The organism is Variovorax sp. Root318D1 (assembly GCF_001424835.1).
GTDB lineage: Bacteria > Pseudomonadota > Gammaproteobacteria > Burkholderiales > Burkholderiaceae_C > Variovorax.
Map to the genome: position 1 here is coordinate 414171 of NZ_LMCQ01000001.1, position 17971 is coordinate 432141.

The 17971-nt window shown below is 64.4% G+C and carries 19 protein-coding genes and 2 pseudogenes; 11 read left to right on the forward strand and 10 right to left on the reverse strand.

Annotated features, from left to right (window positions below; genetic code table 11):
* Positions 1-14: 14 nt before the first annotated feature.
* On the reverse strand, positions 15-1196 hold the full coding sequence (locus tag ASC78_RS01895; RefSeq protein ID WP_055795585.1) for a M24 family metallopeptidase: 1182 nt from the start codon (positions 1194-1196) through the stop codon (positions 15-17).
* A gap of 37 nt (positions 1197-1233) precedes the next feature.
* Positions 1234-2298 carry a threonine aldolase family protein gene (locus tag ASC78_RS01900; protein WP_055795587.1) on the reverse strand — a complete coding sequence of 355 codons (1065 nt, stop codon included), beginning with the start codon at positions 2296-2298 and terminating at the stop codon, positions 1234-1236.
* 119 nt (positions 2299-2417) lie between these two features.
* On the opposite strand from ASC78_RS01900, the gene ASC78_RS01905 reads away from it, so the two are divergent.
* Entirely contained in the window at positions 2418-3296 is an 879-nt protein-coding gene (locus ASC78_RS01905; RefSeq protein WP_055795589.1) for a LysR family transcriptional regulator, read from the forward strand.
* A 167-nt stretch (positions 3297-3463) separates the two neighbouring features.
* Here ASC78_RS01905 and ASC78_RS01910 read toward each other — a convergent pair whose 3' ends face one another.
* Positions 3464-4402 carry a LysR family transcriptional regulator gene (locus tag ASC78_RS01910; RefSeq protein WP_055795591.1) on the reverse strand — a complete coding sequence of 313 codons (939 nt, stop codon included), beginning with the start codon at positions 4400-4402 and terminating at the stop codon, positions 3464-3466.
* A 109-nt stretch (positions 4403-4511) separates the two neighbouring features.
* Here ASC78_RS01910 and ASC78_RS01915 point away from each other — a divergent pair, with 109 nt between their 5' ends.
* Entirely contained in the window at positions 4512-5486 is a 975-nt protein-coding gene (locus ASC78_RS01915) for a Bug family tripartite tricarboxylate transporter substrate binding protein (protein ID WP_055795593.1), read from the forward strand.
* A gap of 2 nt (positions 5487-5488) precedes the next feature.
* A complete protein-coding gene (locus ASC78_RS01920; protein WP_055795595.1) occupies positions 5489-6292 on the forward strand; it encodes an alpha/beta fold hydrolase in 804 nt (267 codons plus the stop codon).
* On the opposite strand, the gene ASC78_RS26775 is transcribed toward ASC78_RS01920, so the two are convergent.
* The 4 genes and pseudogenes from ASC78_RS26775 to ASC78_RS01935 form a co-directional block, all read right to left on the reverse strand.
* Positions 6267-6560 carry a transposase gene (locus ASC78_RS26775; RefSeq protein WP_200934239.1) on the reverse strand — a complete coding sequence of 98 codons (294 nt, stop codon included), beginning with the start codon at positions 6558-6560 and terminating at the stop codon, positions 6267-6269. The genes ASC78_RS01920 and ASC78_RS26775 overlap by 26 nt on opposite strands.
* A 111-nt stretch (positions 6561-6671) precedes the next feature.
* Positions 6672-6843 (reverse strand): annotated as a pseudogene (locus ASC78_RS27830) (IS3 family transposase); the annotation flags it as partial.
* 28 nt (positions 6844-6871) lie between these two features.
* Positions 6872-7918: an MBL fold metallo-hydrolase gene (locus tag ASC78_RS01930; protein WP_162246075.1), complete on the reverse strand. Its 1047-nt coding sequence runs from the start codon at positions 7916-7918 to the stop codon at positions 6872-6874.
* 129 nt (positions 7919-8047) lie between these two features.
* Positions 8048-8680, reverse strand: coding sequence for a TetR/AcrR family transcriptional regulator (locus tag ASC78_RS01935; RefSeq protein ID WP_235504954.1), 633 nt, complete (start codon positions 8678-8680; stop codon positions 8048-8050).
* Between the two features lie 146 nt (positions 8681-8826).
* Between ASC78_RS01935 and ASC78_RS01940 the strand changes: the two genes are divergently transcribed.
* From ASC78_RS01940 to ASC78_RS28315, 3 genes are all read left to right on the forward strand, one after another.
* Entirely contained in the window at positions 8827-9147 is a 321-nt protein-coding gene (locus ASC78_RS01940) for a hypothetical protein (protein WP_055795603.1), read from the forward strand.
* Between the two features lie 66 nt (positions 9148-9213).
* The gene (locus ASC78_RS01945; protein ID WP_055795605.1) at positions 9214-10635 is read left to right on the forward strand and encodes a coniferyl aldehyde dehydrogenase; all 1422 of its coding nucleotides are present in this window, start codon (positions 9214-9216) and stop codon (positions 10633-10635) included.
* A 115-nt stretch (positions 10636-10750) separates the two neighbouring features.
* Entirely contained in the window at positions 10751-11143 is a 393-nt protein-coding gene (locus ASC78_RS28315) for a fumarylacetoacetate hydrolase family protein (protein WP_082517382.1), read from the forward strand.
* A 7-nt stretch (positions 11144-11150) separates the two neighbouring features.
* Here ASC78_RS28315 and ASC78_RS01950 read toward each other — a convergent pair whose 3' ends face one another.
* Positions 11151-12098: a GlxA family transcriptional regulator gene (locus ASC78_RS01950; protein ID WP_055795607.1), complete on the reverse strand. Its 948-nt coding sequence runs from the start codon at positions 12096-12098 to the stop codon at positions 11151-11153.
* Positions 12099-12206: 108 nt separating this feature from the next.
* Between ASC78_RS01950 and ASC78_RS01955 the strand changes: the two genes are divergently transcribed.
* From ASC78_RS01955 to ASC78_RS27840, 5 genes and pseudogenes are all read left to right on the forward strand, one after another.
* Entirely contained in the window at positions 12207-13007 is an 801-nt protein-coding gene (locus ASC78_RS01955; protein ID WP_055795609.1) for an SDR family NAD(P)-dependent oxidoreductase, read from the forward strand.
* Positions 13008-13108: 101 nt separating this feature from the next.
* Positions 13109-14044 (forward strand): alpha/beta fold hydrolase, encoded by a 936-nt coding sequence (locus tag ASC78_RS01960; protein ID WP_235504955.1) that lies wholly within the window; start codon positions 13109-13111, stop codon positions 14042-14044.
* Positions 14045-14083: 39 nt separating this feature from the next.
* Complete coding sequence (acuI, locus tag ASC78_RS01965) at positions 14084-15070, forward strand: acrylyl-CoA reductase (NADPH) (protein ID WP_055795611.1); 987 nt, start codon at positions 14084-14086, stop codon at positions 15068-15070.
* An 82-nt stretch (positions 15071-15152) separates the two neighbouring features.
* Entirely contained in the window at positions 15153-16157 is a 1005-nt protein-coding gene (locus tag ASC78_RS01970; protein ID WP_055795613.1) for an NADP-dependent oxidoreductase, read from the forward strand.
* Positions 16158-16234: 77 nt separating this feature from the next.
* Positions 16235-16324 (forward strand): annotated as a pseudogene (locus tag ASC78_RS27840) (acetyl-CoA acetyltransferase); the annotation flags it as partial.
* 102 nt (positions 16325-16426) lie between these two features.
* On the opposite strand, the gene ASC78_RS01975 reads toward ASC78_RS27840, so the two are convergent.
* Together ASC78_RS01975 and ASC78_RS01980 are read right to left on the reverse strand one after the other, a co-directional pair.
* Positions 16427-16981 carry a carboxymuconolactone decarboxylase family protein gene (locus ASC78_RS01975; RefSeq protein WP_157634350.1) on the reverse strand — a complete coding sequence of 185 codons (555 nt, stop codon included), beginning with the start codon at positions 16979-16981 and terminating at the stop codon, positions 16427-16429.
* The gene (locus ASC78_RS01980) at positions 16974-17963 is read right to left on the reverse strand and encodes a tripartite tricarboxylate transporter substrate binding protein (RefSeq protein ID WP_235504956.1); all 990 of its coding nucleotides are present in this window, start codon (positions 17961-17963) and stop codon (positions 16974-16976) included. The genes ASC78_RS01975 and ASC78_RS01980 overlap by 8 nt, the downstream gene beginning before the upstream one ends.
* Positions 17964-17971: the final 8 nt, after the last annotated feature.

The window sequence follows — 17971 nt, forward strand, 5'->3', positions numbered from 1 at the left end:
TTGCTTGAAGGGGATCAGCCCAGCAGACGTGCGTCGTAGGGTGTGGTGTTGAGTTGCTCGCAGCCGGTTGCGGTCACCACCACCACGTCTTCCAAGTGGGCGCCGCCCACGTGCGGCTGGTCGGGCAGAACGATGCGTGGCTCCAGGCACATCACCATGTTCTCCTCGACGACAAAGTCGACACGGCGGTCCACAAGCGGCTCGCCGTGCAGCCCGTAGCCGAGTTGGTGGCCCGTATTGCCGGTGTAGGTGTAGTCGCCCCAGCCGCTGTCCGCGATGACCTCACGCGCGCGCGCATCGATGGCCTTGCCCGTCACACCAGGGCGAATCATCTTCTTGGCCTCCTGCAGCGCAAGGTAAGTAGCCTTGTAGATGGACCGCTGCGTTTCCGTCGGCTCGTCGCCGCACAGGACAGTGCGGCCAAGGTCGGCCGTGTAGCCTTTGACCACCGCGCCAAGGTCCACGATGACCATCTCGCCGGAGTTGATGACCTTCTCGGTTGCGATGCGCTCGAACATCGAGGCGTTCGCGCCGGAGGCGATCAGCGGGATGAAGGGCTCGAACTCGGATCCTGCGCGGCGCATTGCGGTCACCGCGGCCGCAGAGACCGACTGCTCGGTCACGCCGGGCCGGATGGCGTCAATGGCGGCCAACGCTCCCAGGTCGGCCACACGCAGCGAATTGCGGATGAGCTCGATTTCGATGGGGTGCTTGACCGCCGTCAGCTGAAGCCACATCGGCGTGACGTCGCCGATCTGCAGCGCCGGGCAGCGCTTCGTGAGCCCCTGGAACACCATGTGCGGCATGATGTCCGTGGCAATGCGTCCTTCGCTCACGCCGTAGTCCGCGAGCATCTTTTCGATGACCTCATGCCACTTGGATACGTGGGGCAGCCGGCGAGCGTCCTCGATGTCCGACTTGAAGCGAATGCGCAGGTCGTCGCTGCCCGAGATGTAGCCAACGACAGGCGGCCGGCCTTTGACGACCAAAGCGACGTACTCTGGCTCCAGGAAGGGGCGAAAGCCTTTGACGTAGAAGTCGGTTGCCCATCGCACCGCTTCGGCCTTGAAGAATAGGAATGCGTCGAAGCCGGACTTCTCCAGTGCGATCTGCAGCTTTTGCTGCTTGATGGCGTGCAGTTCGTCGCCTGCGTAGTAGCTGGGTGGCTGTTTGGCGAAGTTGATGTCTTTGTTCATGGCTGAGTGGTCCGTTTGGTGGTGGGGGCGCGTGCTTTCAGGAGCCGCGTACGTGGGTGCCGTGTTCGGCGGCAACAGCTTGGAAGACTTCCACGGCAGTTCTGATGCCGCTTTCCAAGACATGCCGATGGGTGACACACCGCATCAAGGTGGGCCCCCACGGGCGGACCAGGACACCTTGACTGCGAAGGGAGGTCTCCCATTGCTGGGCAGTGCGCCCCGTCGCCAGCACGTCCACCTGGACGATGTTGGTCTGCGGGTGCTTGATGCGCAAAGTTGCAACGCTGGCCAGTCCGTCAGCCAACAGCCGTGCGCAGGCATGGTCTTGCGACAAGCGGTCCACCATCGACTGCAGTGCTTCCAGGCCTGCTGCCGCGGCAATGCCAACCTGGCGCTGGCTTCCGCCCAGCAGCTTGCGCAGCCAGCGCGCACGCTGGATGGTCTCGACAGGGCCGACAAGAACGGCGCCCATGGGTGCGCTCAGTCCTTTGGATAGACAGACAGAGACCGTGTCGGCCTGCGCGGCAATGCTCGATGCAGGAACGCTCAGCGTGAGAGCCGCGTTGAACAGGCGCGCTCCGTCCAAATGGACGCGAGCGTCCGCAGCGCGCGCCAACTCGAAGACCTGGCGCATGTGGTCCAGGGAAGCCACCGCGCCACCTTCGTTGTTGTGCGATGTTTCAACACACACGAGGCGTACCTTCAGGCCTCCCTTCGTGGACGCAAGCGTTGCCTGCAGCGCGGCAAGGTCAAGCGCGCCATTGGGGTCGGGGATTGGCTGGTAGAACGCCCCCGTGATGGCTGCTGCGCCGCGTTCGGCGGTGTAAATGTGGGAGCCGCTGCCTGCGATGACAACGTCCTGCCGGCTGGCTTGCGCCAGGATGGCCAGCAGGTTGGCCATGGTGGCGCTCGGCGCATAGAGTCCCGCGGGCTTGCCCAAGAGCTTGGCGGTGTACTGCTCAAGCTCAACGGCAGTCGGGTCCCCGTCCAGCCCATCGTCGCCCAATGGCGCTTGGCGCATGCGGTCGTACATCGACTCGGTCGGCAGCGTGACGGTGTCGCTACGCAGATCGACTGTGTTGGAAAAAGGGTTGATGCTCATGGACTTATTGGTTGCGTTGGTGACTGGCTCGTGAACGCCGCGTCGCCGTGGAAGTAATTTATGGAGTTCACGCTTTGAAGGGAATTGATAAGATGCGATTTCAGTTTTGAGAAATCCTCGTGAATCTTTCGGCTCTGAATACCCTTCGCGCGATCCTGGTGCACGGAAATTTCACGGCAGCGGGTGTGGCGGTCGGGTGTACGCCTAGCGCCGTGAGCCTGCAGATCAAGCAGTTGGAGCAGTTCTTCGGACAGCCACTGTTCGACCGCAGCACACGTTCCGTAAGACCCACGCCGTTCGCGTTGGAGATCGCGGGAGCGGCCACGGACTTCATCGACAAGGTGGAGTCGCTGCGGTCGCGGCCGTCGATGACAGTGGAGGGCCTGTTCCGCCTCGGCGTCATCACGAGCATGCAAAGCGATGTTCTGCCGGCCGTCCTTCGCACGCTGCGCACCCGTCACCCTTTGCTGAGCGTGCGCATCCCGCCGCTGAACGATTCCGACGAGCTGCTGACTGAATTGCGGGCGGGACGCATCAATGCCGCGCTGCTCGTGCGCCCTGACAACGGGGGCTCCACTCGGATGGTCTGGCGCGAGGTCTATCGGCAGCCCTACGTGATGCTTGCGCCTGCAGAAGCAAAATCGTCAGACCCTAAGGTGCTGCTGCGCACCTACGGCTGGATTGCCTACGACATGAGCCTGGCTGGTGGCAGGACGGCAGCCAGACAGGTGCGCGGCTTAGAGCCCAAAATTCAAAGCACCATGGAACTGCGTTCGGTCGATGCCATCGTCTCGATGGTCTCCGAAGGGATGGGCGTCACGGTCTTGCCGCTGCCGCGCCGCCCCATGCTGCAGGCGTACGAATTGAAGGAAATCGGGCTGGGCCGCACCACGCCCTTCCGCCGCATTTCACTGGTCTGGCGGCGTGCTGATGATGACAACAGAAAAGTCGCAGCGGTAGCGGATGCGTTCAACAGCCATCAGTCGCCGCAGCGTTGAGCCATGGCATCCAAGCCGCACGTTTTTGGCGTACGCGCACCAAAGTCGTTCCCGGCAGTGACCAGCGGCGCTGTGGGGCATGCGACGCTTCTGAGCATGTCAATCCAGGGTCAACGCGTGCAATTCGATACGTGAGCGGTCAGATAGGAGAAGGAGCACGCCTGGGCTCATGGAGCCTGTGAAAAGTTCCTGAGAAAATTGCTCAAGCGGTACGTTGCTTCTCCCGTATCTGTCTGGGGTTGGAGTACGCCGATTGGTTCCATGCCGGCTGTGTGTCCAACTCGGAGCTCGACGAGCTCGCCAGCGGAGAGCAATGGGGTCGCCAGGTTTCGCGGGAGCAATGCCAGCAGCGGGTGGCTCAGAAGTAGCCGCCAGAGCAGCGGAAGCGATCGGGTAACCACTGGGTAAGCCCGTGGCGTCGTGGGTAAGCGCGTGGAGAATTCGTCGAAATGTGTGCGAGCCGCCAGGCCCGCAGGCATTAACAGCCAAGTCTGCTCGGCCAGCTCTGAAGTGCTCACCATGTCTGAGCAAGCGAGGGGATGGCTCGCGCGGCAGACCACCACCAGCTGGTCTTCGCGAACAGGATGGAATTCCCATCCTTCCGGGATGACGGCCGGACGCCGACAGACCACCAAGTCCACCTCGCCCCGCGCGATCGCAAGGAGCTGGTCTTCGCCTTCGGCTTCCCGCAAGTGGATCTGGATTGTCGGGTGCCTGTCGCCGAACTCCGGAAGAGCGCTGACCAGCAAGCCATTGATGGCTGCTGCCGAACCGATCAAGCGAACCGACCCTTCTCCTTGTCGTCGGCGCGCGGCTATGACCTCGGCTCCATTGGCGACCCCTAGCATCAGCTGGCGCGCTATCGGGAGCAGGTCTCGGCAGGCGGGGGTTGGCCGCACCCCGCGTGCGTGCCTCTCGAATAGCGGAACCTCCAGGAGCTCTTCCAAGTAAGCCAGCGTCTGTGTGACGGAAGACTGCGTCATTCCGATCGCGGCAGCAGTACGCTGAATGCTGCCGAACTCGGTGAGCTGCAGCAGGATCTGTACGTGTCGGAACTTTCCGCGTGCAAGCAGCCGGTTGAGGAGGGCGGAAGCGGAGAGCTGCAAGGTATCGGCAAGTCTAATCTCATCGGGCGGAATTTAATTTGCCGCTGATAGCTGTCCACCGGAAGATCGTCGGCAAACCGCGCCAGGAGCGCGGCAATCAGGAGACACCGTGAAACTGCTTCGTTACCTGCTGGCGCTCGGCGCCGTCGGCCTAACCTTGGCGTCGCCGTCCCAGGCGCAATCCGTGGATTGGCCCACGCGTGCAGTCCGCATTATCGTTCCGGCGCCAGCGGGCGGCCCGTACGACCGCATCATCCGTCCGGTGGCGCAGCACATGTCCCAGATGCTGAAGCAGCCGGTGGTCGTGGATAACCGGCCAAGCGCGGGAAACATCGTTGGTACCCAAGTGGGCGCCACCGCTGCGCCTGACGGATACACGCTGACGATGACAGGCATGCTCAACACGATCGCCCAGAGCATGTATGACAACGTGCCGTTCGACATCGCCAAGGACTTCGAGCACATCGGCAGCATTGGTGAAGGCCCGCAATGGCTCGTGGTCCGTCCGGACGCAAACATCAACAGCTTCCAGGACCTGGTGCAGCAGGCCAAGCGTGAACCGGGAAAACTCAACTACGCGACCTCCGGCGCGGGCAGCAGCGGGCACCTCGTCATGGAACTGCTGCAACGCGCCGCGGGCATCCAGCTGACGCACGTACCGTACAAGGGCGGCGCGCCTGCCTTGCAGGATGTGCTGGCTGGCGTGGTGCCTGCGACGGTGCTGCCGATCAGCGCGGCGGTGACCCACGTGCAATCCGGCAAGCTGAAGGTTCTTGCCGTGACGAGCCCGCAGCGCAGCCCGCTGGTGCCGACTGTTCCCACGTTCGCCGAGCTGGGCTATAAGCAGCTGACCGTGAATTCGTGGGTCGGCCTGTCGGCGCCAAAGGGCACACCTGCTCCGGTAGTCCGCAAGCTCAGTGCGGCGCTTCAGGGCGCAGTGAACGACCCTGCGATCTTGAAGCAGCTCGACGTGGAAGGGCTTATCCCCCTGGTGTCCAGTCCCGAGCAGTACACACAACTGGTCCGCAGCGACACCGAGCGTTGGGGGCAGTTGGTGCGCAGCCTTCACATCAAGGCAAACTGACGATGCCCTTCGTGGACTCCCATCACCGGCGAATCTATTACGAACGCCACGGGCAAGGCCCCGCAGTCCTTTTGTGCCACGGCGCCGGGTCCAATGCCGCAACCTGGTGGCAGCAGTTGCCCACGTTTGCGGCGCAGCACACCTGCATCACCATGGACATCCGGTGCTTCGGCCGGTCTGCTGCCCCACTGAAAGAGTTCTCGTTGGACAACTTCGTCGCCGATGTCCTGGCCATCCTGGACCGTGAAGAGGTTCAGCGGGTCACCCACGTGGGTCAGTCGCTCGGCGGGTTCATCGGACTCCAACTTGCTCTGAGGCATCCAGATCGCGTGGCGGCCTTCGTCGCATGTGACAGTTCAATGGCGCTCGACCATCCCGTGCTCCTGGATACGCTCGCCAAGCGGCAGATATCCCACCAGGCCGTGAGTATCGAGCAGCGCTCGTTGGGCCGCTGGTTCCTCGAGAACCGTCCCGAGCAGGCGGCGCTCTACGCGCAAATCAACCATTTCAATCCCAGTGCGCACGCCTTTGCCGCGAAGGAGTGGGGCAGTGCATTGGCAGGACTGATGGCGCCTTCCAGTTTGATTCCGATGCGTTCCCTGCGCGATGTCGCGTGCCCAACGCTTCTTCTCGTGGGAAACGAGGATCCGATCGTGCCTGTGTCGGTGATGGAAGAGGTGCAAGCTCTTATCCACGGCAGCGAAGTCGTGGTCATCCAGGAGGCCGGCCACTCGGCGTACTTTGAGAAACCGCATGAATTCAACAGCACCGTGCTCGATTTCATTGCGCGCCGCGCACGGTATTGAAGGCTCGCACGCAGCTCTTACGCGCTTCCCTGCTGGCATTGACCATCATCTCGGTGGTGGTCGCGCTGACGACGGTGGTTGCCGAGTTCATCTCTGCGTCGCGAACCCATCGGCGCAGCAGATTCGCATTGACGCCTTGGACCATCGCCACCGCCGCCATCGACATGCCCGGCTGCATGCAACTGGCTACAGCGTTTGCCTTGAATTCGTCGCTGTGAATGCGACGTCGCCGGCGTGTGCCGCCTTGTTGATCGGGGATAGTGCTCACGTGTCCTGCTTCTTGGACACTTAAAGCTTGAGTCGTCCGTACGATGGCATCGAGGTGTCAGGCGACACGACAAACTGACCCCCTGGAGGTGCGGCAGAAATCTTGGACTGGTTAAGCAGCAAGACCGAGGCTCCTTCGGCGCCGATCGGGCTGCGGAAGCTCAGCGAGAGCCTGATCCGCTTCTCGTTGTACCAGCGGATGTAGGAGTCCAGCGCCTCGCTAACTGCTCGCTGGTTGTAGACAGCCAGTTCCGCTGGTAGAACATCTCGTGCTTCAGACGGCCGACACAGGGCACGGCAGCATCGAGGCATTCACTCCGAATCAGTCGCGCCCTGGGCTCCCTTGGCAGTTGCAGGAACCAGAGCCGACGGCTGAAGAAGAACGGAGTCCGCACCGCTCACAGGAGCCACGTCGAGAACCGCGCCGATCGGCATGAGTCCGAACCGATCGCCAGCGCGCCGTTTCGTCGCTGCCGAGAGGTCGCGAGCCGGCGCGAACGGCTCCTCGTCGCCAAGCTGGAAAGTTCCCCAGTGCACACCAAAGGAGCGCGCAGCGCCCAGGTCCTCATGGGCTCGCACTGCATCGTCAGGGTCCATGTGCTCGAAACGCATCAGGGCCCGCGGCTGGTAGGCACCGATCGGCAGTGCTGCCAGGTCGATGGAGCCGATGCGATGACGGATGTCCTGGAACATCGCCTGCACGTAGGCGGTGTCGCCGGCGAAGTAGAAGCGCCGAAGTGAGCCCGCGACTTCGTGTTCCACGACCCAGCCACCCCACAGAGTGGTGTTGCGGTTCCGCGGCCCACGCCCGCTGCTGTGCTGTGCGGGTACGAACCGGAAGGTCACGGCTCCCACTGTCGCAGTCTGCCACCAGTCAAATGGCTGCGCCCGGACTTGCACGTGGTCCTCGAACCAGGACTGCAAGCCCTGACCCACAAAGAAGCGTGGCGGCCCACCCCGTTGCCGGGCCAGATGGCGCACGGTGGGCAGGTCCAGATGGTCGTAATGGTCGTGCGACGTCAACACCACATCGATGTGGGGAAGTCCCTCCAGTGCCACTGGCAGTAAAGTCAGCCGCGCCGGCCCAAAGCCAGCCACCGGCCCAGCGGTGTCGGTGAGCACCGGGTCGAGCAGCACCCACAGACCACTCACCCGCATCAGCATCGCTGAGTGGCCCAGCCAAGCCACCGCGAAGGGTCGCTGCGCCATGGCTTCGATGTCAAGCGGCACGGTGGGTGGCACCTCGGTGCGGCTGAGATCGCGGGTGATCTGCACCCAGGCACGGCGCAGGAAGTAGGTCGCGGACGCCCGGGCGCCTGTGTCTTCGGGCAGTACATAGGGGTTGGTAAAAGTCTGCATTGGCGGCTGCTTCGTGTCATCCAAAGCGGTCGAACAGGCGACGAGCAGACCGCTGTACAGCAAGGCGGCTGCGGCACCTACGAACGGCAACGAGCGGAGGCGATGGCACATGTTCCAGGCGCAGCCGGCTCAGCCCACGACGCCGTCCAGCAGCGTATCCAGCGCAGTCTGGACCGGCGCGCTTCCGACCTTCTCGGGCATGAGAAGACCCTCGATGCTGAGCATGGTGATGCCGTGCACCTGCGCCCAGCAGGCCGCGGCCTGGCCTTGCAAGGGCCGTCGCCTGAAGGCGCCGGACTCCTGCCCGCGCGCCAGCAGATCCAGCAACACCCCCAGCGCCGACAAGGCACGCTCGCTGAGGTGCGCGACGTGAGGGTCACCCGCGTCGCTGCTGAACATGAGGCGGTACAGCGATGGGTTGTCCACGCCGAAGGCGATGTACGTGCCGGCGACTGCCAAGAACTCCTTGCGGGCGGTTCGCGGCCGGGGAGCTATCGCCGCTTTCATCTCTTGGCCCAATTGGTCGAAGCCTCGCAACGCCAGTTCGAGCAGCAGAGCCGCCTTGTCAGGGAAGTGCTTGTAGGGAGCGGCATGGCTGACGCCTGCCCGGCGCGCCACCTCACGCATCGTGAACTGCCAGCCCTTGTCCTCGCGCAGCATCGCTGAGGCGGTCTCGACGATCGTGCGTCGCAGGTCGCCGTGGTGATAGGGCCTATCGACGGGGTCCAGCGTCGTGGTCAGTGTCTCTCTTGATTGCGGCAAGGGGCGCATCCGCGGTTTCCCGGGGCCTCATGGGTGGATCGAGGTTGCATTCTAAGTTAGATGTAGACAAAGACCACATTGTTGTCAATGTAAACATTACCCTGTACAGTTCGCTCATGTTGTCATCGTCTACATGGAGATCGAAAATGAACGCCTCTCAGCCCAGCCAAGCTTTCCGCACCACGATCCGCGCTGCCGTGACGGCTGTCGCCCTCGCCAGCACGGCGCTCGCCGCATTCGGCTCGACGCTGGACACTCGAACCGTCCACCAAGCAGAAACCGCGGGCCTGTACGAAACCTTCCATGACGTGCCGACGGGCTTCGTGTTCGTGAAGCTGCCCAGCGGATGGCACTTCGTGGATCGTGATCTCGAGGGCAGTTCGCACAAGGTCTTTGTCGATGCGCCGACCGGCTTCGTCTTCGTCAAGACCTCGGACGGCTGGCGCTTCATCAACCGGGACCACTGAAGGCCGCGCGACCTGCCTCTGCACAGCCGCCGCGCAACCGATCCTCACTGCTAACGGAGCCCCCTCATGACTACCGCATCTTTAATGGCCGAGCGCCTGCCCGCCACGCTCGCCGCTCAGCGCGCTGCCTTCCTGCGCGACGGCCCTCCCACGCTGGCTCAGCGTAAGGCCGATCTCGCAAAGCTTCGGGCTGCTGTCCTGGCCCGAAAGGCAGACATCGATCGCGCCTTGTGCGCTGACTTCGGACACCGCTCGTCGCACGAAACGGCCATCATGGAAGTCTTGCCCCTCATCCAGGGGATCGACTACCAGATCCGCCATCTGCGCAAGTGGATTCGCCCCGAGCGCAGGCACGTACCAATGCACTTCCAGCCGGCACGGGCCTGGGTGTCCTATCAACCACTGGGCGTGGTGGGCATCATGGCACCGTGGAACTTCCCGATCTCGTTAGCCCTCATGCCACTGGCCACAGCGCTCGCCGCGGGCAATCGCGCCATCATCAAGCCTTCGGAGTTCGCTCCGGCGGCGAGCGCGCTGCTCGTCGAGCTGATTGGCGAGACGTTCAGCCCCGAGCAGGTGGCGGTGGTGACCGGCGACGTCACCGTAGGGCAGGCGTTCTCGGCGCTGCCATTCGACCACTTGATATTCACCGGCAGCACGCCGGTCGGGCGGGCCGTCATGAAGGCAGCCAGCGAGAACCTGGTTCCTGTAACGCTGGAACTCGGCGGCAAGTCACCCGTGATCGTGGACAAGGGACACTCACTGCAGCATGCGGCCGCCGGAATCGCGTTCGGCAAGCTTTCCAACGGGGGGCAGACGTGCATCGCCCCAGACTACGCCCTCGTCCACGAGGACGACATGCGGTCCTTCCTCGACGTCTTCGACCAGGCTGTGCGCTCGATGTACCCCGAAGGCCCTTCCTCAGACCAGTACACCTCTATCGTCAATCAGCGTCAGTATGAACGCCTGACCGCTCTGCTGACTGATGCGCAAACGAAGGGAGCAACGGTGCGCGAGGTCGGCGCGAACCCCGACGCGGCCAGGCGCCGCGCCCACACGATGGCACCCACCTTGGTGATCGGCGCGACCGACCAGATGCGCATCATGAAGGAGGAGATTTTCGGCCCCGTGCTGCCAGTGATTCCCTATCGGGACCTCGACGAAGCGATCTCTTACGTCAACGCCCGTCCGCGCCCGCTGGCCTTGTACTACTTCGGCACCAACGGCGACCATCAGCGCAAGGTACTGACCCGAACCACATCCGGCAACGTGACCGTCAACAACACGCTGATGCACTACGCGCAAGAAGATCTGCCCTTCGGCGGCGTGGGGCCGAGCGGCATTGGCGCGTATCACGGCATCGAAGGATTCAAGGCACTCAGCCACGCCAAGGGCATCGTGGAGCAAGGCGCCTGGAATATGAGCGGGATGTTGCGACCGCCTTTCGGTTCAGCCGCCAACATGATCCTGAAGTTCATGCTGCGCTGAAAACGGTAAGGCGGCTAAACACCCGCGGTGCCCCACGAGCGACATTCACGGGCCAACACTTTCGCCCGAGAGCCTTGCAAGGCTGCGTGCCCTCGACACATCGAGCTTGCCCGCAATGCCCGCCGATACACGGCTCGGACCCTGCGTAGGCCAGGTTCCGAATGTGGTTTGCATCGGCCTCAACTCCCGCACGCAGATTTTCGGCGTTGCAACCATCGTGTCTTATCTCAGCCGCTTCATGGCGCTTCGGCCCGGCGACGTGATCCCGACCGGTACGCCGCCRGCAAACCATTGCCTACAGCGACGCCATGGGCGCCGCCTGGCGCGCTGGCCACTTGCCTGCGCTTTAAGGGGACACCAAAAGACGAGCTCCGCATTGGGGCGGGGTAGGAGCCTGCCCGCTCGTCACGCTTCTGCCACCCACGGTTGCGGCTCTGGCAAAGCCATTGCGGGACTGATGTCCGGGTGCATTCCAGAGGACACGACGTGCGGGACGCCGAAGATCTAGGTGCGCGTCAGGACCCCAGGCGGGCATCGCGCCTGAGTGACTGAGGCGGCTTGCCGAAGCCGCGCATGAACGCTTCTCGAAGGTGGCGTCGGTCGCGGAAGCCCGTTTCGCGTGCAACCACCTCCAGCGGGTGGCGGCTGCGCTCGATCATCAAGCGTGCCGCCTCCACGCGCAGACGCTCTACCGCCTTGGCCGGCGACTGCCCGGTCTCGGCGGTAAAGACACGGCTGAACTGGCGCGGGCTGAGGTTCGCAGCCGCAGCGAGTTCTTCCACGCCCAGCGACTGCGCCAGGTGGCGGCGGGCATGCTCCAGCGCCCGCGCGATGCGGTCCGAGCGCGGCGCGAGATTCAGGATTTCCGAATGCTGCGACTGGCCGCCCGAACGGCGCTGATGCATGACCAGCCGGTGCGCCACCGATCGCGCCACCTCGTCGCCCAGGTCCTTCTCGACGAGGCCGAGCGCCAGATCCAGTTCCGCCGTCATGCCGGCGGAGGTCCAGATCGGGTCATCGGCGATGAAGATGCGGTCCGGCTCGACCTGGACATCGGGATGCCGCTGTTGCAATGCGGCCGCATAGGCCCAGTGCGTCGTGGCACGTCGCCCTGCTAGCAAGCCGGCTTCGGCCAGCACGAAGGCTCCGGTGCACAGCCCCACGGTCCGACGCGCACGAGCACTGCACTTTCGCAGCGCATGCAGCAGTTCGGGTGGCGAGGGAGTCGCCAATGGGTCGAGCACGCCGACCACCATCCAGGTGTCGACCGTGCTGCGTGCGGTGAAGGGGCTCGTCTGCAGGGCCGTGCCCAGCGAAGCCTTCACGGTGCCGCCGGGCATCGAGTGGCAAGTCACCTCGTAGAAGGGCTCGCCCGCCAAAAGGTTGGCGAACTCGAAGACTGCCTGCGTGGCCAGCGCCATCACCTGGAAGCCGGCCGGCAGGACGTAGCCTATTTTGTGCATGTGCGGTCTCGCAGAAGATGGCATAAAACACGACTATAAGCGTCATTTACGCCAAACGCCAGACGGCGCAACATTGGCTCCATCGCAACCCCGAAACGGAGCATCACCATGACGCAGACGAACCTGGGCACCGCCCTCATCACCGGAGCCTCCTCCGGCATAGGCGCCCTCTACGCCGATCGCCTGGCGCGACTCGGCTACGACCTGATCCTTGTCGCCCGAAACCGCGAGCGCTTGAACCCGTTGGCTGAGGAAATCACCAGCCGCCACGGCCGCGCGGTGGAGGTCTTTCCCGCCGACCTGAACAACCCGGTGGCGTTGCGCAGCGTGGAGAACAAGCTCAAGCAAGATGCCAGCATCACCCTGCTGGTCAACAACGCCGGCATCGGTACGCACACGCCGCTGCTGGAGAGCGACGTGGACCAGATGGGGCGCATGATCGACCTCAACGTCACGGCGCTGACCCGGCTGAGCTACGCGGCGGTGCCAGGCTTCGTGGCACGCGGCAACGGTGCGTTGATCAACATCGCCTCCATCGTGGCGGTCTCGCCGGAATCCTTGAACGGCGTGTATGGCGGCAGCAAGGCCTTCGTGTTGGCCTTCAGTCAATCGCTGCAGCACGAGCTGGCCGGCAAAGGCGTGCGGGTGCAAGCCGTGCTGCCGGGTGCGACGGCCACCGAGTTCTGGGCACGCGGCGGCCTTCCCGTGGAGCACCTGCCGGCGCAGATCGTGATGCGTGCCGAAGACCTGGTGGACGCCGCCTTGCAGGGCTTCGAGCGCGGCGAGTCGGTGACGCTTCCTTCGCTGCACGACGTGGCCCTCTGGGATGCCTACGAAGGCGCGCGCAAGGCGATGGCGCCCCACCTCTCGAGCAACGAAGTGGCATCGCGCTACCAGCCCTTGCGCTGAGTGGCTGTATCGCATTTGGCCTGCGCACCGCTCTGAAATCCGCATGAAGGCGCATGGAGTGCGCCAGCAAGCATCCCTCAAAAAATACAAGGAAGCCCCCCGTGTCACCCACCAGCATGGATTCACATTCCTCCATCAAGATTCCCGGGACCGAGGAACACTTTCTCGATCCGCTCGGATCAAACGAGGGAAGCCTGGGGCGATTGCGCTATCTCTCGGGAGGAATGGGGCCACCGTTGGTCTTGTTGCACACCGTGCGCACACAGGCCGAGCACTTCCGTCACCTCATCCCGCTGGTCCGCGAGCGGTACACGGTGTATGCCCTCGATCTCCCTGGAATGGGCTACTCGCAGATCGTGCCGGGCGCCTCGTATGAGGAGCCGGCCATGCGCGAGGCGGTCAAGAGCCTCATCACCCGACTCGACTTGCGCGATGTGACGCTGCTCGGCGAGTCGATGGGCGCGACGCTCGCCCTCACCACCGCGGCCGATCTGCCCGAGCGGGTGCGGCGTGTCGTGGCGATCAATGCCTATGATTACGCGGGCGGCATCGCGCGGTCCAGCCTGCTGGCCCGGTTCGTCGTGACCGGCGCGCTTGCGCCGGGTATCGGCCGGACCATCGCGGGCGTCCAACCCAAGCCGATCGTGCGCGCCGTGCTCCGTGGGGGCCTCGGCAACACAGCCGCCCTGCGCGATGACTACCTCGATGAACTGTTGAACGTGGGGCGCCGGCCCGGCTATCCGGTCGTCGCCCGCGCGGTGTACGGCAACCTGCCCAGCCTCATCGCGGCACGCGCCCGTTACCCCGAGGTCAGCGCACCCGTCCACCTCATCTACGGAGAGAAGGATTGGTCAAGACCCTCGGACCGGCAAGCCAACAAGCAGCTTCTCTCCGCGGCCGAGTTTGTCCAGGTGCCTGGCGCCGGCCACTTCATCGTCCTCGAGCGGCCGGACGTGCCTGCCAAGGTGTTGAACGACGCGCTGCGACTCGCGAATGTTCCGACACCTGCCGCACACGTCGCCTGCGCGCGCAGTTGAATACTCTCGAACAAACCGCTATCGCAAAGGAGCAGCGCAATGACATTCAAAGCACTACTGAGCACCAAGTCTGGTGAGGCGATTTCGACCGACCTGGTCGATTTCTCCGAGGCTGATCTGATGCCCGGCGACGTCACCGTCGCGATCGACTACTCGACGGTGAACTACAAGGACGCGGCGGCGATCAGCGGCCGCGCGCCGGTCATCCGCCAGTTCCCACTGATTCCAGGCATCGATTTCGCCGGCGTGGTGGAAACGTCCTCACACCCGGCGTTCGTGCCGGGGGACCGCGTGGTTGCCAACGGCTGGGGCCTGAGCCAGACGCATCACGGCGGCTTCGCGCAGAAGGCTCGCGTCAGCGGCGACTGGTTGATCAAGCTGCCAGAAGTGTTCTCGACGCGAGACGCCATGGCCATCGGCACGGCGGGCTACACGGCAATGCTTGCTGTGCTGGCGCTGGAGCACGCTGGCCTGACACCGGACAAGGGCGAGGTGCTGGTGACCGGCGCCGGCGGTGGGTCCGGATCCGTCGCCATCGCGCTGCTGTCCAAGCTCGGCTACCGCGTCGTCGCCTCGACCGGGCGCGCGGAGGAGACGGCCTATCTGCGTGACCTGGGCGCCGTGGAGGTGATTGATCGCCGCACGCTGTCCGAACCGGGCGCGCCGATCGGCAACGAGCGCTGGGCTGGAGCCGTCGACTCGGTGGGTAGCCACACACTGGCCAATGTGCTGGCCCAGACCCGCTACCGCGGCGCCGTGGCCGCGTTTGGCCTGGCACAGGGTATGGACCTTCTCGGCTCGGTCCTTCCCTTCATCTTGCGCAATGTCACGCTGGCCGGCATCGATTCGGTCAACGCACCGCAGGACGTGCGCCTGGCAGCGTGGTCTCGCCTGGCGACAGACCTCGATCTGGGCAAGCTTGCGCGTGCCACCCAGGTGGTCGGCCTCGCGGATGTCCCCGGCCTCGCGGAGCCCGTGCTGCGAGGGCAGGTGCGTGGGCGCACGGTGGTGGACGTGAGCGCCTGAGCTGCGGCAAGGCATCGATGATTTCGAATCCTGGGTCGCGCGGCTGCCGCCGGACCTTCCATTTCAAGAGAAAGAGATCCCCATGAAAGCCTTCATCATCGACCGCTACGGCAAGAAGGAAGTCGGTCGCATCGCCGACATGCCTGAACCGGGCATGCATGACGACGACGTGCTGATCCAGGTCCACGCCGCCAGCGTGAACGTGCTGGACATCAAGATCAGAACCGGCGAGTTCAAGCGCGGCGTCCTTCCCTACCGCATGCCGCTCATCCTCGGCAACGACGTGGCCGGCACCGTCGTGCGGGTCGGCCGTCTCGTTCGAGACTTCAATGTGGGTGACGAGGTCTATGCCCGGCCCGACGACGACCGCATTGGCACGTTCGCAGAGCTGATCGCGGTCAAGGCCACGTCGGTGGCTCGCAAGCCCGCCAACATCGGCATGGGCGAAGCGGCTTCGCTGCCGCTCGTGGCGCTGACGGCCTGGCAGGTCTTGGTCGAGACGGCCAAGCTGAAGAAGGGGCAGAAGGTGTTCATTCAGGCGGGCTCAGGTGGCGTCGGCACCATCGCGATCCAGTTGGCCAAGCACCTTGGCGCCTGGGTCGCCACCAATACGAGCACAGCGAACGTGGATTGGGTCAAGGCCTTGGGCGCCGATGTGGTCATCGACTACAAGAAGCAGGACTTCGCCATCGAACTGCGTGACTACGACGTGGTGCTGAACAGCCTCGGCAGCGATGAACTGCACAAGTCGCTGCAGGTGCTCAAGCCCGGCGGGCACCTCATCTCGATCTCCGGGCCGCCCACGCCCGCCTTCGCTGCCGAGCGGGGATTCCCCTGGCCGGTGAAGCAGGTGCTGCGCCTGCTGAGCTTCGGCATTCGAAGAAAGGCCAAGGCGCGCGGCGTCAACTATGCGTTCGTCTTCATGCGCGCAGAAGGCAAGCAGTTGAGCCAGATCACGGCGCTGGTGGAGAAGGGTGCGATCCGTCCCGTCGTCGACCGATCGTTCACGCTGGACCAGACCGCAGAGGCTCTGGCCTATGTCGAGCAGGGGCGTGCCAAAGGCAAGGTCGTGGTGAAGGTCCGCTGAGAGCGGCCCTGAGCTGCCCTCGAACCAGCGCATCGAGATCAACGAGGCATTCGCCGCGATCACGCTGGCGATGCGATGCGATGCGACGCGACGGCTTGAGGCGGGGCATCGTGACCTTGTGCATCGGCGGCGGTCAGGGCATCGCGCTGGCGCTCGAAACGCTCTGATAGAAAGGATGGCAATGGGCCTGTACTAGCTGGACGGCCTCGTGGCGGTGGCACGAGAACAAGCAGTTCGAGCGGGAACATCCAGATGTCAGGTAGTGAGGGTCAACTGTCGGCCGTCTGCGGCAGCTGCACATTCAGGAGCAGGGCCACAGTTCCAGCCAGTCCGCAGAACGCCACCAGTTCGGCCACGCCGTGTTCGCCGAAGTACCCCTGTACTTGCTCGAACAACTCGTCCGGGACGCTGTGGCACTCGGTGAGCGCCAGGAAGAAGCGGCCAGCCGCTTCCACCGATCCGCCATCCTCTGGAATCTTGCCGGCCGCAATCGCTTCAACCATCTCCAACGAAAGTCCCGCCGACAGTGCCTTGGCTGCGTGAGTCTCCCATTGATGGCGGCATTGCTGCCGGTGTGCCGTCATGAGAAAGACGGCCTCCAGCACTCGCTGCGGCAGCGTGCCGGTCCAAAGCTCGGTCGACAGTTGCTCCAGAAGATCGGCAACTCGGGGGCTCCCGAGCAATGGCAGATAGGGGGCAGGCACACGGCCGCGCCGCCGTTCGATCAGGTCGTAGGCCGCGCGCTGTTCTGCGGAGCGCAAGGCGTCGGCCGTCGCAGGGAAACGAGTGGCTGCATGTGGGCTTGCGGGCGTCGTCTCAGGCATTGGGCTTGATGTTCCCGGCTTTCACGACCGCGGTCCATTTCTCGATCTCCTGCCGTATGCGAGTCCTGAACTCCTCGGCGGTGCTGCCGACCGGCACGAAGCCGAGCTCGATGAGTTTCTGATGTAGCGGACCTGTGCGCACGGCCTGTGCCGCGGTGGATGACAGCCGGGACACGGTGTCCGGCGCCAATTTGGCCGGCCCGATCAAGCCGAAGATCGGCGTGGCGTCGACGCTGGGCAGCCCGGCTTCCTGCATCGTCGGCGTGTCGGGCAGTTGCGCGGTCCGCTGCGCTCCGGTGACTGCCAAGGCACGGACGGTTCCCGCGCGGATGTGATCGATCATCGTGGGGACCGTGGTGAACCCGAACTGGACGTGACCCGCGAGCAGGTCGTTCAGTACGGTGCCGCCGCCGCGATACGGCACATGGTTGATGTCGATCGCGGCGGCCCCGCGCAACTGTTCGCCGGCCAGGTGCGGCGCACTGCCCACGCCCGCCGATCCGTAGCTGAGGCTGCCCGGCTTCGCCTTGGCCAGGGCCACGAATTCATTCAGCGTCGCTGCGGGTACCGCGCGGTGCACGATCAGCACGAGTGGCGCCGATGCCATGAGCGAAATTGGCGCGAAGTCCTTCTCCGTGTCGTACGGCAACGCGCTGCCGAAAAGCCCAGGATTGATCACGAATGCTGTGTCGACGAAGCCGAGCGTACGGCCGTCCGGCGCCGCCGTGGCGACCGCGCGCGTGCCGATCTGCGTGCCGGCGCCTCCTCGGTTGTCGACAATCACCGGGGCCGCGGCGGTGGGCTCCAATGCCTGCGCCATCAGGCGGCCGAGCGTGTCCGTGGCCGCACCCGGAGGGTAGGGCACGATGAGGCGGACCGCCGCCTTCGTGTCTGCGAGCGCGAGGCGCCCCGCGCCGAGCGACGCCGCCAAAGCGAGCGCAGCGCCCCCGCGGATCAGCGATCGCCTGTTGTGCATGGGCATTTCTGTCT